Annotated in this window: 13 protein-coding genes; 6 read left to right on the top strand and 7 right to left on the bottom strand. The window is 65.8% G+C overall.

Translation table 11 applies throughout. From position 1 onward, the window contains the following. The first annotated feature begins 244 nt into the window (after positions 1-244). Both ACX12D_RS10080 and ACX12D_RS10075 read left to right on the top strand, forming a co-directional pair. Complete coding sequence (locus ACX12D_RS10080; RefSeq protein ID WP_459371009.1) at positions 245-1,255, top strand: CBASS cGAMP-activated phospholipase; 1,011 nt, start codon at positions 245-247, stop codon at positions 1,253-1,255. Positions 1,256-1,388: 133 nt separating this feature from the next. Beyond that, positions 1,389-1,628, top strand: coding sequence for a hypothetical protein (locus tag ACX12D_RS10075; protein WP_459371008.1), 240 nt, complete (start codon positions 1,389-1,391; stop codon positions 1,626-1,628). Positions 1,629-1,731: 103 nt separating this feature from the next. Here ACX12D_RS10075 and moeA read toward each other — a convergent pair whose 3' ends face one another. The 5 genes from moeA to ACX12D_RS10050 form a co-directional block, all read right to left on the bottom strand. Beyond that, positions 1,732-3,009, bottom strand: coding sequence for a molybdopterin molybdotransferase MoeA (gene moeA / locus ACX12D_RS10070; RefSeq protein ID WP_459371007.1), 1,278 nt, complete (start codon positions 3,007-3,009; stop codon positions 1,732-1,734). Between the two features lie 88 nt (positions 3,010-3,097). Further along, complete coding sequence (gene moaA, locus ACX12D_RS10065; RefSeq protein WP_459371006.1) at positions 3,098-4,222, bottom strand: GTP 3',8-cyclase MoaA; 1,125 nt, start codon at positions 4,220-4,222, stop codon at positions 3,098-3,100. Between the two features lie 29 nt (positions 4,223-4,251). Further along, complete coding sequence (locus ACX12D_RS10060) at positions 4,252-4,917, bottom strand: response regulator (protein ID WP_459371005.1); 666 nt, start codon at positions 4,915-4,917, stop codon at positions 4,252-4,254. Positions 4,918-5,130: 213 nt separating this feature from the next. Further along, positions 5,131-7,122, bottom strand: coding sequence for a type IV pili methyl-accepting chemotaxis transducer N-terminal domain-containing protein (locus tag ACX12D_RS10055; RefSeq protein WP_459371003.1), 1,992 nt, complete (start codon positions 7,120-7,122; stop codon positions 5,131-5,133). A 326-nt stretch (positions 7,123-7,448) separates the two neighbouring features. Beyond that, complete coding sequence (locus tag ACX12D_RS10050; protein WP_459371002.1) at positions 7,449-8,630, bottom strand: NAD(P)H-dependent flavin oxidoreductase; 1,182 nt, start codon at positions 8,628-8,630, stop codon at positions 7,449-7,451. A gap of 294 nt (positions 8,631-8,924) precedes the next feature. Between ACX12D_RS10050 and ubiU the strand changes: the two genes are divergently transcribed. The 4 genes from ubiU to ACX12D_RS10030 all read left to right on the top strand — a co-directional run bounded on the left by ubiU (position 8,925) and on the right by ACX12D_RS10030 (position 12,768). Next, positions 8,925-9,953, top strand: coding sequence for a ubiquinone anaerobic biosynthesis protein UbiU (gene ubiU / locus ACX12D_RS10045; protein WP_459371001.1), 1,029 nt, complete (start codon positions 8,925-8,927; stop codon positions 9,951-9,953). A gap of 78 nt (positions 9,954-10,031) precedes the next feature. After that, positions 10,032-10,961, top strand: a complete 930-nt coding sequence (locus ACX12D_RS10040) for a U32 family peptidase (RefSeq protein ID WP_459371000.1) — start codon at positions 10,032-10,034, stop codon at positions 10,959-10,961. Further along, entirely contained in the window at positions 10,958-11,410 is a 453-nt protein-coding gene (ubiT, locus tag ACX12D_RS10035) for a ubiquinone anaerobic biosynthesis accessory factor UbiT (RefSeq protein WP_459370999.1), read from the top strand. Before ACX12D_RS10040 ends, ubiT begins: the two co-directional genes overlap by 4 nt. Before the next feature lie 198 nt (positions 11,411-11,608). Continuing rightward, positions 11,609-12,768 (top strand): IS3 family transposase gene (locus tag ACX12D_RS10030; RefSeq protein ID WP_459373900.1). Its coding sequence is split into 2 segments (ribosomal slippage): positions 11,609-11,876 and positions 11,876-12,768, totalling 1,161 coding nucleotides; the frame shifts between segments, so codons are not numbered across the junction. A 160-nt stretch (positions 12,769-12,928) separates the two neighbouring features. Here ACX12D_RS10030 and ACX12D_RS10025 read toward each other — a convergent pair. Next, positions 12,929-13,378 carry a putative zinc-binding protein gene (locus tag ACX12D_RS10025; protein WP_459370998.1) on the bottom strand — a complete coding sequence of 150 codons (450 nt, stop codon included), beginning with the start codon at positions 13,376-13,378 and terminating at the stop codon, positions 12,929-12,931. Positions 13,379-13,428: 50 nt separating this feature from the next. After that, positions 13,429-14,010 carry a molybdopterin-guanine dinucleotide biosynthesis protein B gene (gene mobB, locus ACX12D_RS10020; RefSeq protein WP_459370996.1) on the bottom strand — a complete coding sequence of 194 codons (582 nt, stop codon included), beginning with the start codon at positions 14,008-14,010 and terminating at the stop codon, positions 13,429-13,431. Positions 14,011-14,064 lie beyond the last annotated feature (54 nt).

The raw sequence follows: 14,064 nt of genomic DNA, 5'->3' as shown, positions 1-14,064 counted from the left end.
ACACGGGCATTTCTCGCTTGCCACGGACCGACGCGGCTATGCTTCGCTCTCAAGCGCTATCGAGCTGCGCCGCGGGCCTGGGCTTGCATGCCCTCGTTGCCCATCTGCATACGCGGCGCCAGCGTCCGGCTGCATCTCGGAATGCTGACAACGGCTTCGACAAATGATTATCATGCTTCTTGCTGCACAGTGAGAAGCAACGGGATAAGGACGTGTCATCGAAGTTCCGGCGAGGAGGTCCCGAATGACAAACGCAGACTCCGGACGGTTTCAGATCCTGGCGCTGTCAGGTGGAGGCTTCCGAGGCCTTTACACGGCCAAATTGCTAGCTGACTTCGAAGACGAGATTGGCGCGCCAATCGCCACTCGGTTCGATCTTGTGACGGGCACATCGATCGGTGGCATCCTGGCATTGGCCATTGCGATGGAAATCCCTGCGCAGCGCATTGTTGAGCTTCTCGCCAGTCATGGGGGCTTGATTTTCAAGCGGCGCTGGTCTCTGGCGGGAATCTGGCGCGCACCATTTTCTTCAGCGCCTTTGCAGTCGCTGCTTTGTGACAAGAAGATCTTTGGCGATCAAGTCCTCGGCGCATGCCGGCATCCGGTGATCATACCGGTCATCAATTACTCGACGGGCAGGCCGCAGATCTTCAAGACGCCGCATCATCCGGATTTCAAGCGAGATCATAAATGCCGGCTGGTGGATGTCGCCATGGCGACTAGCGCGGCGCCCGCATACTTTCCACGATATACGTTCAACAACAATCAATATGTTGACGGCGGCCTGTACGCCAATGCGCCGGGCATGCTCGCGGTCCACGAAGCGCAGTCGGCCATGGGGCAGCCGACAGACCGTATTCATGTGATGGCGGTGGGTACCATGTCGTCAAAATTCACCGTCAACCCACGTCGAAACCGAGAGGGTGGGACCTATGACTGGGGAGGCGTCAATCCGGCAAACATGCCGAAGAGAGTGTTTGGCTTGTCGATATCGGTACAGGAGGCATTGAGCGATTTCATGCTTTCGCATTTGCTCTCAAAACGCTATTTCCTGGTCGATGACGATCTCACCGACCAGCGCGCACGCGCCGTCGCCCTTGATCGGGCCGACAGCGCGGCGAAGGAGGTATTGCTTGGCGCCGCGACGGAACGCTCCAAGATCTGCATCGGAAACGAAGACTGCCGATCCTTCCTGACTCACAGAGCCCGCTCGGCAATGTTCTACTACGGCGAACACACCAATCCGAAAAGCTAGGCCGGCAAAACGCATGCGCCGCGCAAGCAGGCCGCGCTGGCGCAGGAGCGGGCCAGCGCAATGTGGAAGAATGGAAGAATGGAAGAATGGAAGAATCCAACGATCCAATATTCTCAACCACGAACGGGTCCATATGAAGCTCACGATCACCCTTGAGTTCACCCCAGCCGCTCAAGCCGCAGCAAGAGACATCGACTTGGATCTGACACCCCACACCGGCGCGATCACACCCGTGATCGGCGACCTGATTCAGTTCCCGGGGCAGCCAATCATCTTTGTGGTCATCGGTCGCGTTTGGCAGCCGCGCAATCCGGACAACGTCGAACTGCGTATCATGCTCGATCTGTCGCCTGCGCCGCTGTCTGTCGTCTGAGGGCATTCCTAGCCGCGACAGGCGTTTGTGCGATGGTCATGCCATGGCGATTCTGGATGGACGCGCAGACGCTGGGAGATCGCTGCTCCGGTTCTGCCGGGTTTCACAGCAGACCGTCGAACAGCATGATGTCCACCTCGCTGCCGGCGGCGACGGTGGCCTGCTCCGGCCCCAGCACGATAAAGCAATTGGCCTCGCTCATCGAGCGCAGCACGCCCGAGCCCTGCTGCCCGGTGATGCTCACCTGCCAGCCGCCCTCCGGGGCCGGCGCCAGGATGCCGCGCTGGTATTCGGTGCGGCCAGGTTTCTTGCGGATCGCCTGGGCGCTGCGCACGCGCATCAGCGGCAGGGGCGCCACCTTGGCGCCCATCTGGCGGTGCAGGGCGGCCCGCACGAAGTGATAGAACGTCACCATCACCGCCACCGGGTTGCCTGGCAGGCCGAACAGCAGCGCTTCGCGGCCGTGGGAAGCAATGCGGCCGAAGGCCATGGGCCGCCCGGGGCGCATGGCGATCTTCCAGAAGGTCACATCGCCAAGTTGGGCCATGATCTGCTTGGTGTAGTCGGCTTCTCCCACTGAGACGCCGCCCGAGGTGATGACCGCGTCGGCGTTTTCGCACGCGCTGCGGAACGCCGCTTCGAGCGCGGCGGGATCGTCGGGCACCACGCCCATGTCGATCAGGTCGACGTTCAGCCGCCGCAGCATGCCGTGCAGCGTGTAGCGGTTCGAGTCGTAGACGCAGCCCGCATCGAGCGGCTCGCCAATGGAGCGCAGTTCGTCGCCGGTGGAGAAGAACGCCACGCGCAGGCGGCGCCGCACCTTGACTTCGGCCACGCCCAGCGACGCCAGCAGGCCAAGGTCGGCCGGCTGCAGGATGCGTCCGGCGGCCAGTGCGGGCTGGCCGATGGCGAGGTCTTCGCCGCGCAGGCGGCGGTTGTCGCCGGCCCGTACCGCCTTGGCGTCAAAGCGAATCCGCTCGCCTTCGACGTCGACGAATTCCTGGGGAATCACGGTGTCGCAGCCGGCCGGCATGATGGCGCCCGTCATGATGCGCGCAGCCTGGCCGCGCGCGACCGCTTGCTCGCAGGCAGCGCCGGCAAAGGCGCTGCCGACCACCGTCAGGGTCACGTTGCCGCCGGCGGCCAACTCGCTGCTGGCGAACGCATAGCCGTCCATGGCGGAGTTGTCGTGCGCGGGTACGTCCAGCCTGGAGATGACGTCTTCGGCCAGCACGCGGTCGAGCGCCGTGCGCAGGGCGACCTGCTCGGTGCCCCGCACGGGCTCGACCACCTCGCCGATGATCTGGTTGGCCTGCGCCACCGGCAACGCACCGGGATCGTAGTCGGACAGGCAGGAAATAACGGATTGCAGTGATGGCATGGAGCGGTTTCGATATAGGCAGGATTGGCGGCGGTACTGCGGCGCCCGGGGTGCTTCGTTGCTTAGGTGCTTAGGTGCTTAGATGCCGTCAGCCGCCGATATACGACATCTCGATCTTGTTCTCGGCACGCGCCTGCCGCACCGCGGGGTCGCTGCGCTGTTCCGAGTAGTGATCGGTGCGCCCTTGCCAGACCCCGGCAATGGCGTTGGAGATTTCCAGGTCGCCATGCTCGCCGCGCAGCAGCGCGCGCAGGTCGTAGCCTTCGGTGGCGAACAGGCACAGGTAGAGCCGGCCTTCGGTCGACAGGCGGATGCGGCTGCAGTCGCCGCAGAAGGCGTGGGTGACGCTGGAGATCACGCCGATCTCGCCGGCGCCGTCGCGGTAGCGCCAGCGCTCGGCGGTTTCGCCGCTGTAGCTGGCCGGGATGGCTTCCAGCGGGAAGGCCTCGTGGATGCGGCGCACCACGTCGGCCGAGGGCAGCACCTCGTCCATCTGCCAGTGGTTGCTCGCGCCCACGTCCATGAACTCGATAAAGCGCAGGATGATGCCGCTGCCGCGGAAATGCGCGGCCATCGGCACGATCTCCCCATCGTTGGTGCCGCGCTTGACCACCATGTTGACCTTGATCGGCGCCAGCCCGGCCGCCTGGGCGGCCTCGATGCCGTCCAGCACATCGCGCACCGCGAAGTCGACATCGTTCATGCGGCGGAAGGTGGCGTCGTCGATGGCGTCCAGGCTCACGCTCACCCGCGTCAGGCCCGCATCGCGCAGCGCGCGCGCCTTGCGAGCCAGCAGCGAGGCGTTGGTGGTGAGGGTGAGGTCCAGCGGCTTGCCAGACACCGTGTCGATGCGCGCCAGCATTTCCACCAGCTTCTCGATGTTCTTGCGCAGCAGCGGCTCGCCGCCGGTGAGGCGGATCTTTTCCACGCCGTGCGCAACGAAGAGGCGAGCCGCGCGCTCGATTTCCTCGAAGCTCAGCAACTCGGAATGGGGCAGGAAGGTGTAGTCCTTGTCGAACACTTCCTTGGGCATGCAGTAGACGCAGCGGAAATTGCAGCGATCCGTGACCGAGATGCGCAGATCATGGAGCGGCCTGCCGCGCGTGTCGGCAACCAGCCCGATTGGTGCGGCGAGCACGGCCGGAATGCTTGGCGTCATCGAGCGGTAGCGATGATCGCGCAGGTCGAAAATGGGAATGACGGATTCGGTCATGGCTTGAGAGCAAGTGATGCGCGGCCGCTTCAGCCGGGCGCAGTCAGCCCGCGCTCGACGGCGTAGACCGCGATCTGCACGCGGCTCGTCAGGTTGAGCTTCTTGAGGATATTCTGCACATGGATCTTGACGGTGCTTTCCGCCACGCCCAGCTCGCGCGCGATCTCCTTATTGCTTTCGCCGCGCGTGAGGCCACGCACGATCTCATGTTCGCGCGAGGTAAGCCGGGGCTCGTCGCTCACGCTGGCTGCCGCAGTCGCGGCGGGGTTGGTGGGCGCACGGAATTGCGCGACAAGTTTTGCCGTCATGCTGTGAGAAATGACCGCCTCTCCCGCCGCGGCGCGGCGGATGGCGCTGGTCAGCGTTTCCGCTTCGATATTTTTTAACAGATAGCCCCGGGCGCCGCTGCGCAGGGCGGCCGCCAGTTCCTCGGCTTCCTCCGACACGGTGAGCATCACCACGGCAGTGTCGGGCAAGTCCTCCACCAGCAGCTGCAGGGTTTCCAGCCCCGACAGGCCGGGCATGTTCAGGTCCAGCAGGATCACATCGGGCCGGTGCTGCTTGGCCCGCTTGACGCCCTCTACGCCATCCGCCGCTTCGTCGACGATCTCGAAATCGGTCTGGCGCGCAAGCAGGGCGCGCACGCCCGAGCGAAACAGGGAGTGGTCGTCTATCAGGAGGATACGGATGGTCATGATATTCACCTTGAAAAAATGGTGGTTCAGGCTTTCATGTGGGTCGATGCATCGCTGGGCCAAATCCAGCGCTGCCGTGGCTCCCCTCTCCCGCACGGCGGGAGAGGGGTTGGGGGAGAGGGCGGGCCTGCGCAAGAGCGAGGTGCTTCACATTGAGCGAGCTCCCGCCCTCTCCCCCGGCCCCTCTCCCATTTCATGGGAGAGGGGAGCAAACTAGCGCGGCAGGATGAGCTCAACCCGCGTGCCCGTGCCCCGTTCGGCCACGATCCGCAGCGTGGCCGATAGCCGCGCCGCGCGCTCGCGCATGATGTGCAATCCCACATGGGATTGATCGTCCGCCGCCGGCTCCGCGGGGTCGAAGCCATCGCCATCGTCCTCCACGATCATGCTGAAGGTGCGTCCATTGCGCACGATGACGCTGGCATAGCCGGCACGCGCATGCTTTCGCACATTGGACAGGGCCTCCTGCAGGATGAACAGCACCTGCAGTTGCTGCTCGGGCTGCAGGGGCGGCCCGCCCTGGGCGTCATTGAACACCAGGGCAAGCTCCGTGCTGCTCTGGCGCCGGAATCGCGCCACGGTGTCTTCCACCGCCTGGCGCAGCTCACCATGCGCCAGCTTGCTGCGGAAGTTGAGCAGGAGTTCACGCACATCCTGGTAGCTTTCTTCCACACCGCAACGCAACAGCGGCACGATGGTGCGCGTCTCGTCCATATCGTTGCGCGAGACCGCATCTTCCAGCACCTGCACCTGCAGGTTCAGGTAGTTAAGGCCCTGGGCAATGCTGTCGTGCAGGCCCTGCGCCACCAGGTTGCGCTCTTCCACCACCGCGAGCTGGCGCGCGGTTTCCGACAGGTGCAGATGATCGAGCGCCACGCCGATATGCTGCCCCAGCGTCTCAAGCAGGCGTATGTCCGAAGCAGGCAGCTGCAAGGGATCGCGAAAGTGTAGTGAGAATGTGCCCAGCACCGCACGCTGCGTTTCGATGCGGAACACCGCAAGCCCCGGGAAGCCTTCCCTTGCGCAGCCAAAACGCACACCGGCCGACGGCCCGCTGGCTGACAGCGCCGGGCCTTTGTTGAGATCTTCGATCAGCACGACCGATTCGCTCGCCGCCTCGCCACAGAAGCACGCATCCACCTTCATGCAGTGCTCGGCCTCTTCCAGTTCCGCGGAGAGGCCGACCGATACCAGCAGATGAAGCTGGTTGTGGTCCGCATCGATCATGCGCACGCTGCCGCCGTCGGCATCGAACTGCTTCATCACGCGCTGCAAGAAGCCGCGGCAAAGCGTCTCGCCGTCGTTTGGCATATTGAGGAAGGCGGCCATGTCGTAAAGCGCCGCGAGGTCGCGGTTGTGCCGCGCCAACTCCGCCGTCTTCTGCGCCACGCGCGCTTCCAGATCCTGGTATAGCCCCTGCAGTTCGCCTGCCATCTGGTTAAAGCCTTGCGCCAGCATGCCGAACTCGTCGCTGGTTTCCACTGGCAGCCGCAGGGAGAACTCCCGCGCGGCCATGCGGTACAAGCCGTCCTGCAAGCGCATGACCGGAAGGATGATCCAGATGTAGAGCAGGTAGATGACGGCTACCGTGCCCATGCAGGCCATGGCCGCGAGTCCCGCCTGCGACAACCGCAGCAGGGTGGTCTTCATGGCGTTCTCTTGCTCGATCATGCTGACCAGGCGATTGACCTGATCCACGAAGGAAGTCAGCGCCGCCGGGTAGGTCGGCGGCTCACTATTCGCGGCGGCCAGGTCGGCGAGCGCGAGCGGCTTGATACGCCGGTGCCAGTCAAGGTCTACCCGGTCGAGCTGCGCGTGGATGCCAGGGTCATCCGGCAGGAACAAGGGGCGTGCCGGATCGCCCTGGCGCAGGCGTGCCAGGGTGGCATCCAGCCCGGTGATCTGAGCCTCCAGTTGATGGCTTGCGCCGGCCCGTGCCCTGGCGAGCTCGATGGCGACGCGATTGGCACGCATGCGCAAGCTGCCGGCATCGTTGATGGCCGCGCCCGCGCCTTCGAGTTGCCATGACAGCCACAGCGTCCCGGAGATCATGGTCAGCACGATCAGCAGCGCGCCCAGCGAGAGCGAGACGATCCGCGTCGACAGGCGGTGGCGCAAGCCCGGCAACGCTGCCTGGGTACGCGGTGGGGTGACGGACGGCTCCGTGGCGGGAGCGGGTGGGCAAGGGGGCGTGAGGTCTACCATGGGGTTCCGGCCCCTGGCATCAGGTTTGCGCTCTGCAACGGCGCTTCAGGGGCTTGTCGCATTATTGACGGCAAGCCGGCGAGCGGGCTTGCGCCAGATCAAGGTCATATGCGGCTACAGGTAGTTCCGGGTGCACTTTCTGAAAATATCATGGCGTGACACAATGACGCGGCGCCGGGCGCGTGACCGGGAAGCCTGCCGGACATCGCCGCCAACGGCTTTGTGCCATGCATTTCCATTTCCGTTTCCATTCGCTCGGCGGCCCGGCCATGCCCTTGAAGCCTGCATCGACGCAGGTCACCGGCCTGGTCATCCGCGCGAGGCCGTCAGGCCGCCGCGGCTGCCAGACCTTGTGGCGTGCCCAGGCCCGCGGGCATTTCGCCGGTGAGCAGGTAGTGCATCAGTTCGCGTACCGGGCGGATGGCCGCGCCGAACGGCAGGCCCCCCTTGCCACGGAAGAACAGCCCGCGCTCCACGTCGCCGCGCATGGCCTGGGCCAGCTTGAGGTCGATGCAGAACTGGCCGACACGGCCGATGCCGTCGCGCAGGCCGCAGGCCTGCAGGCAGTCGAAGCCTTCGAGGCAGTCGCGGACCTTGGCGCGGGCCTGCAGCGTGGCTTCGCGCGAGAGGTAGCGCTTGAGCCATGGCGTCAGTACGGCGCGTGCCGGCAGGCCGGCCACGCTGGTGAATTCGCTCAGTTGTTCGGGGCGCGCGCTGGCCAGGACTTCCTTGAAAGCCGGGTGCGCATCCCCTTCCTCGGTCACGGCGAACGCCGTGCCCAGTTGCACGGCGCTGGCGCCTTCACCCAGCCAGTGGCGGACCTTGGCGTGGCTGTTGATCCCGCCCGCAAGGATCAGGGGCACACTTTCCCAGGCCAGCCCCAGCCCGGCGAATACTTCACGGCATTCGGCCAGCACGCGTGCGAAGGAGAAGCGCCCGTCTCCGATATCGTCGATGCGCGAGGCACCGAGGTGGCCGCCGGCGTGCGCCGGATCTTCGATGACGATGGCGTCGGGCAGGCGGTTCTTCTTCATCCACTTGCGCAGTACCAGCCCCACGCCGCGCGAATCCGACAGGATAGGGATCAAGGCAATGTCCGGGTGCCCGGCCGTGAGGTCGGGCAGGTCCAGCGGCAGTCCCGCGCCCATCACGATCGCATCGGCACCGCTCTCGCACGCCTGCCGGACCAGCGCGGCATGCGAGCTGACGGCCTTCATGACATTGACCGCGATGGCGCCGCGCCCGCCCGCGAGGCGCCGCGCGCCCTGGATCTCGCGATCCAGCGCCACCAGGTTGGCCGCCTCTATCCTGGCCTTGTCGCGCGACCTGGCGGTGGCCGCCAGCAGGTCCGGATGATGGTGGCGCAGGTCGATGCTGGCAATGGTGCCCATGCCGTTCTGGCTTGCCACCGCGCCCGCCAGCCGGTGCGCGGAAATGCCGATACCCATGCCGCCCTGTACCACCGGGACCAGCCGGCGGCCAATCAGCTTCAGCCAATGTTGTTGCATATCACTCTCGGTGAGGCATCCCGCTCGCCGGCGAAGATGCCGTGCGCGGCAGGAAAGCGGCATAGGTTTGCATGGACGCGCGCCGGGAAACTTGCGCTGGATCAATCAGCGCACGGCACGATACCAATGGCCTATGCCACTCGGCGGATGGCCCTCGTCCGGTGCGCGCGCCGCGGCGCACGCTTTTGCGCCTGGTCAACTGGTTCGTCGCGGGGCTTGGCTAGGATCCTGGCTCACAGGCGTTCGCCGCCACCGTGGCGCATGCGGACTCCGAAACCCCGTTGAGCCTATCCAATGACATCCAACACATCCGGCGCAACGCGCCGACCGCAACTGGTTGCGCCCGCCGGCTCGCTGGCGGCGCTGCGCGTGGCGCTGCAACGTGGCGCCGACGCCGTCTACCTCGGCCTGCGCGACGCCACCAATGCGCGCAACTTCGGCGGGCTGAACTTCACCGAGGCCGACATCCAGGCAGGCGTGGCCGAGGCCCATGCGCAAGGCGCGGAAGTCTTGTTCGCCATCAATACCTTCGCGCAGATGGGCGCGGTGACGAACTGGCATCGCGCCGTCGATGCCGCGGCGGAACTGGGCGCTGACGCAGTCATCATGGCCGACCCCGGCCTCATGGCCTATACCCGCGAGCGCCATCCGCAATTGCGTCTTCATCTGTCGGTGCAAGGCTCGGCCACGCACGCCGACGCCATCGCGCTGATGCGCGCGCGTTTCGGCATACACCGGGTGGTGCTGCCGCGCGTGCTGACGCTGGCGCAGATCGGCAAGCTCGCGCGCCAAACCGATGCGGAGCTCGAAGTGTTTGGCTTCGGCAGCCTGTGCGTGATGGCCGAAGGCCGCTGCCTGCTGTCTTCCTACGCGACCGGCGACTCGCCGAACAACAAGGGGGTGTGCTCGCCCGCGCACGCGGTACGCTGGGAAGAGCGCGAGGGAACCATGCAGGCGCGGCTGTCCGGCATCCTGATCGACAGCTACGCACCGGGCGAGCCCGCCGGCTACCCGACGTTGTGCAAAGGGCGGTTCGAGGTGGAAGGCGAACGGGGCTACGTGCTCGAGGAGCCGACCAGCCTCAACGCGCTGTCGCTGCTGCCGGCGCTGATCGGCATGGGCATCGCTGCCATCAAGATCGAAGGCCGCCAGCGCAGCCCGCGTTATGTGGGCGATGTGGTCGGCGTGCTGCGCGCGGCGATCGACGCGGCCTGCATCGATCCGGCGCGCTTCACAGCACGCCAGGAATGGCAGGGCGTGCTAGGGCGGCACGCCGAGGGTGACCAGGTTACCCAGGGCGCGTACGACCGGCCGTGGCGCTAAGAGAGGTCCGCCGTGCCTTTGCCTGCCGCATTCCTCATGCCTCACGGCATCCAACTTTCCTCTGGAACCAAACTACCAATGAACGATTCGATGATCGACCCCGCCGCAGCCACGGCGGCCCGCTTCGGCATCTCGCTCGGCCCGCTGCTGTACTACTGGCCGCGTGCCACGGTCATGCAGTTCTATGCCGAGGTCGCCGACTCCGCGGTCGACCGCGTCTACCTGGGCGAAACCGTTTGCACCCGCCGCCATGAACTGCGCCATGCCCACTGGCTGGAGATCGCGCAGATGCTGCGGGAGGCCGGCAAGGAAGTCGTGCTTTCGACCCCGGTGCTGGTCGAGTCCGACAGCGATATCGCCTGCATGCAACGCGTTTGCGAGCAGACCGAATATCTGGTCGAGGCCAACGACCTCGGCGCGGTCAACCGGATGGATGGACGCCCCTTTATCTGCGGCCCGCATCTCAACGTGTATCACGCGGATACGCTTGCCTGGCTGAGCGGGCTGGGTGCCATCGCATGCGTGCCACCGCTGGAAATGGACCGCACCGCGCTGGCGGCGCTGGCGGCGGCTCGCCCGGCGGCCACGGGGCTGGAGGTACTGGTCTGGGGCCGCATGCCGCTGGCGTTCTCGGCGCGTTGTTTCACAGCGCGCCATCACCGGCTGCGCAAGGACAACTGCGAGTTCCGCTGTCTGGATTACCCGGATGGCCTGGTGGCCTCGACCGGGGAGGGCCAGCCATTCTTCACGCTCAACGGGGTGCAGATCCAGTCCGCGACTTGTCTCGACCTGTGCGCCGAAGTGCCGGCCTTGATGGCCATGGGGATCGGCTCGGTGCGCGTCAGCCCGCATGCCAGCGCCACGCTGCATGTGGTGGCGGCGCTGGCGGGACTGCGGTCCGGCGCACGGACCACGGCCCCCGGCGGCCTGCTGCCGGCGGGGGCGCAGCCCAGCAACGGCTACTGGGATGGACGCGCCGGCATCGCCTGGCAGGAGGCGCACGCATGATCGGCCCCAAAGCCATGCTCGCACGGCTGCACCGCGCGGTGCCGGCGCAGGCCCAGGCCTTACCCCTGGTGGCCGCGCTGGAGCTTGCGCGGCGGCGTGGGTGGCTGCAGCCACCGGCGGCGCTCGACGGCCACTGCTTCCTGCTCACGGTGGAGGATCTTGGCCTGCGGGTGCGTTTTCGCTGCACGGACGGCCGTTTTGCCGCCGGGCCCTTTGATGGCAGCCCGCCGGAGCTGACGCTGCGCGCCAACGCTGTCGATTACCTGCGTCTGCTGGGCGGGGAGGCCGATACCGATACGCTGTTCTTCCAGCGGCGCCTGGCGATCGGTGGTGATACTGCGCTGGGGCTGGAGGTGAAGTACTGGCTGGACACCGTGAGCCGGCCGGAATGGCTCACCGGCCTGACCAGGCATCTGGCTGCGGAGGCCGTCACGCCGCAGGCTAGCTGATGATGCAGCAAGGGCGGCTGGGGGAGAGGGAGCCAAAGCCGTCGTCATTCCAGGCTGTTTTGGCGCATCCTGCCGGCTTCGGCCGATGCTGCTGGTTTGCTCCCCTCTCCCACTTGTGGGAGAGGGGACGGGGGTGTAGTGGTCTAATTTCCTCAGACAGGTCGATAGGTGGAAAATCACGATCGACGAGGAAAGCAGATGACAAAGCAACGCCGTAATTTTGATGCCAGCTTCAAGCTGGAAGTGGTCCGAATGGTCCGGGAGCAGGCCCTTTCGGTTACCGAGGTATGCCACACGATGGGGATTGGCGAGACGGCGCTCAGGCGCTGGCTCGCCCAGTATGACCTGGAGCTGGCTGGCGGCCAGGGCACTGGCAAGCCGCTCACGCCCGAGCAGCTGCGGATCCGGCAGTTGGAAGAGGAGAATCGCCGCCTGAAGGAGGACAACCTGATCCTAAAAAAGGCATCGGCCTTCTTCGCCCGGGAACTGAAGTGATTTATCGCGTCGTGACCGCGTTGCAGAAGGAGGCCATTTCGATCAGCCGTGCCTGTCGGGTGTTGAGCGTGAGCCGTGCAGGCTATTACGCACACCGGCAGAGGGGGCCAGGCGACATGGCGCGTGCCAGGCAAGAAGTCCATGTGCGAGCGGCCTTCGAGGGCAGTGGGCGCAGCTACGGCAGCCGTCGAGTGGCGCAGGCGGTGAGCGCACAGGGCGTGAAGATCGGTCGCTACAGGGCGCGCGCGCTGATGCGCAAGGCGGGCCTGCGCCCGGTCTGGCAGCGCAAGTTCGTAGCCACCACGAACAGCCGGCATGACCGCCCGGTAGCGCCCAACGTGCTGAATCGGCAGTTCAGGCCGGCGCAGCCCAATCAGGCATGGGTGTCGGACATGACGTATATCCGCACGGTCGAAGGCTGGCTGTATCTGGCGGTCGTGCTGGACTTGTATTCGCGCAAGGTGGTGGGGTGGGCGATGGCGCCGACGATGCCGGCCTCGCTGATCGTCAATGCGCTGAAGATGGCGATCCAGCAGCGCAATCCGGCACCTGGGCTGATCGTGCATTCGGATCGGGGCAGCCAGTATGCCAGCGAGGAGTATCAGGGCTTGCTGGCGCGCCACGGACTGGTTTGCAGCATGAGCCGCTTGGGCGACTGTTGGGACAATGCTGTCATGGAGCGCTTCTTCCTGAATCTGAAGATGGAGCGCGTATGGCAGAAGCGCTACGTCGACCGGGCCGAGGCCCGGCGCGACATCACGCAGTACATCGTTGGCTTCTACAACCCGGTGCGATTGCACTCGACGCTGGGCTATGAGTCGCCGCAGAAATACGAGGACAAGCTAAAGCACCAGACAACCTAAACACCTGTCTGAAATAACTTGACCACCACAGGGAGAGGGCGTGCGCTGGTTATGCCTGCGTGCTGGAAACAACCACGGGCTTCGCTTCAAGCGGCTCCTAGCTAAGCCACCCCTCTCCCCGGCCCTCTCCCCCTGAGGGGAGAGGGAGAGAAAGCCATCGTCATTCCAGGCTGTTTTGGCGCATCTTGTCGGCCTCGGCCAATGCCGCCGGTTTGTCAGCGGGCCGGGGCGGCACATCCTGGATGGACGACAGCGCCGACATTACGGCCTGCCAGGCCGCGCCTGCCTCCGCTTCGCTGCATTCGCCATGCTGCCGCTTGGTGGCGCCCAGGCGATTGAGCACCAGATGCTGGTCGGGTTCCACCCCGGCGCTGGCCAGGCAGGCGTTTACGCAGGCCAGCGGGCAGCCGTCCAGGGCCAGGATCGGGCGGCCCGAACGGGCCACCCTGGTGAGCGCGGCAACGCCGCCGCCAACCCCGCTGATGCAGGACATCTCGGCCATCCCGCTGCGGTCCAGCCGCACGGCGAAGGTGTTGGCGAGCTGCGCCACGCTGGAGCAGCCGGAGCAGGCATAGACGAGGGGCAAGGATGTGGTGTCAGCCTTGGGCATTGAGATATCTCCGGACTTGATGTGCGGTCTTGGGGAACGTCGGAAAGCCCTCAGGAAGCGATCGCCGACGGCTCGCACCGGGTGATGCCCGCGGACGAAGCGGCGAGGCGTTCGGCACGCGGCGCGGCAGCGCCGTCCAGCTCGCACAGCCTGAGAATAAAGCGCGCCACCTGGGCAGCCTGGCCGAGCGGCAGGCACGGCATGCCGATATCGAGCGGCACATCGCTGGCCACCGCGACGATGGACGCGTCGCGCGGGTAGTAGGGCGCGCGCCCGTGCGCTGGCCGATACACTTCGATGCGCGCGATGGCTTCGCTGCGGAAGCCTTCCACCAGGGTCAGGTCCGCCGGCGCCAGGCGTGCCACCTGCTCGCGCAAGGTGGGCTCCGGCGCGCCGTTCAGGTCGTGCAGGATGGCGAAACGGAAAGGCGAGGCCACCAGTACCTCGCCGGCACCGGCCTGGCGAAACCGCGCGCTGTCCTTGCCCGGCGGCTCGAGTTCGAGGGGATGGTGGCTATGCTTGATGACGTTGACGCTCAGCCCTTGCTGGCGGAACCAGGCGAGCATGGCCGTGATCAGCGTGGTCTTGCCGCTGCCCGAGGTGCCGGCGATGCCAATGATGGCGGGTTGCATGACTGTTCTCCCATGGATTGCGTCCGGGCAGGCTGACTGGCGAAGCACGGCGCG

This window comes from Cupriavidus sp. PET2-C1, from assembly GCF_054515855.1.
Note: the sequence above shows the minus strand (reverse complement) of the source record. Positions and strands in the feature narration are given on the sequence as shown.

Coding starts and splice junctions, on each gene's coding strand:
- ACX12D_RS10080 (WP_459371009.1), top strand. CDS start 245: ATGACAAACGCAGACTCCGGACGGTTTCAGATCCTGGCGCTGTCAGGT.
- ACX12D_RS10075 (WP_459371008.1), top strand. CDS start 1,389: ATGAAGCTCACGATCACCCTTGAGTTCACCCCAGCCGCTCAAGCCGCA.
- moeA (WP_459371007.1), bottom strand. CDS start 3,009: ATGCCATCACTGCAATCCGTTATTTCCTGCCTGTCCGACTACGATCCC.
- moaA (WP_459371006.1), bottom strand. CDS start 4,222: ATGACCGAATCCGTCATTCCCATTTTCGACCTGCGCGATCATCGCTAC.
- ACX12D_RS10060 (WP_459371005.1), bottom strand. CDS start 4,917: ATGACCATCCGTATCCTCCTGATAGACGACCACTCCCTGTTTCGCTCG.
- ACX12D_RS10055 (WP_459371003.1), bottom strand. CDS start 7,122: ATGGTAGACCTCACGCCCCCTTGCCCACCCGCTCCCGCCACGGAGCCG.
- ACX12D_RS10050 (WP_459371002.1), bottom strand. CDS start 8,630: ATGCAACAACATTGGCTGAAGCTGATTGGCCGCCGGCTGGTCCCGGTG.
- ubiU (WP_459371001.1), top strand. CDS start 8,925: ATGACATCCAACACATCCGGCGCAACGCGCCGACCGCAACTGGTTGCG.
- ACX12D_RS10040 (WP_459371000.1), top strand. CDS start 10,032: ATGAACGATTCGATGATCGACCCCGCCGCAGCCACGGCGGCCCGCTTC.
- ubiT (WP_459370999.1), top strand. CDS start 10,958: ATGATCGGCCCCAAAGCCATGCTCGCACGGCTGCACCGCGCGGTGCCG.
- ACX12D_RS10025 (WP_459370998.1), bottom strand. CDS start 13,378: ATGCCCAAGGCTGACACCACATCCTTGCCCCTCGTCTATGCCTGCTCC.
- mobB (WP_459370996.1), bottom strand. CDS start 14,010: ATGCAACCCGCCATCATTGGCATCGCCGGCACCTCGGGCAGCGGCAAG.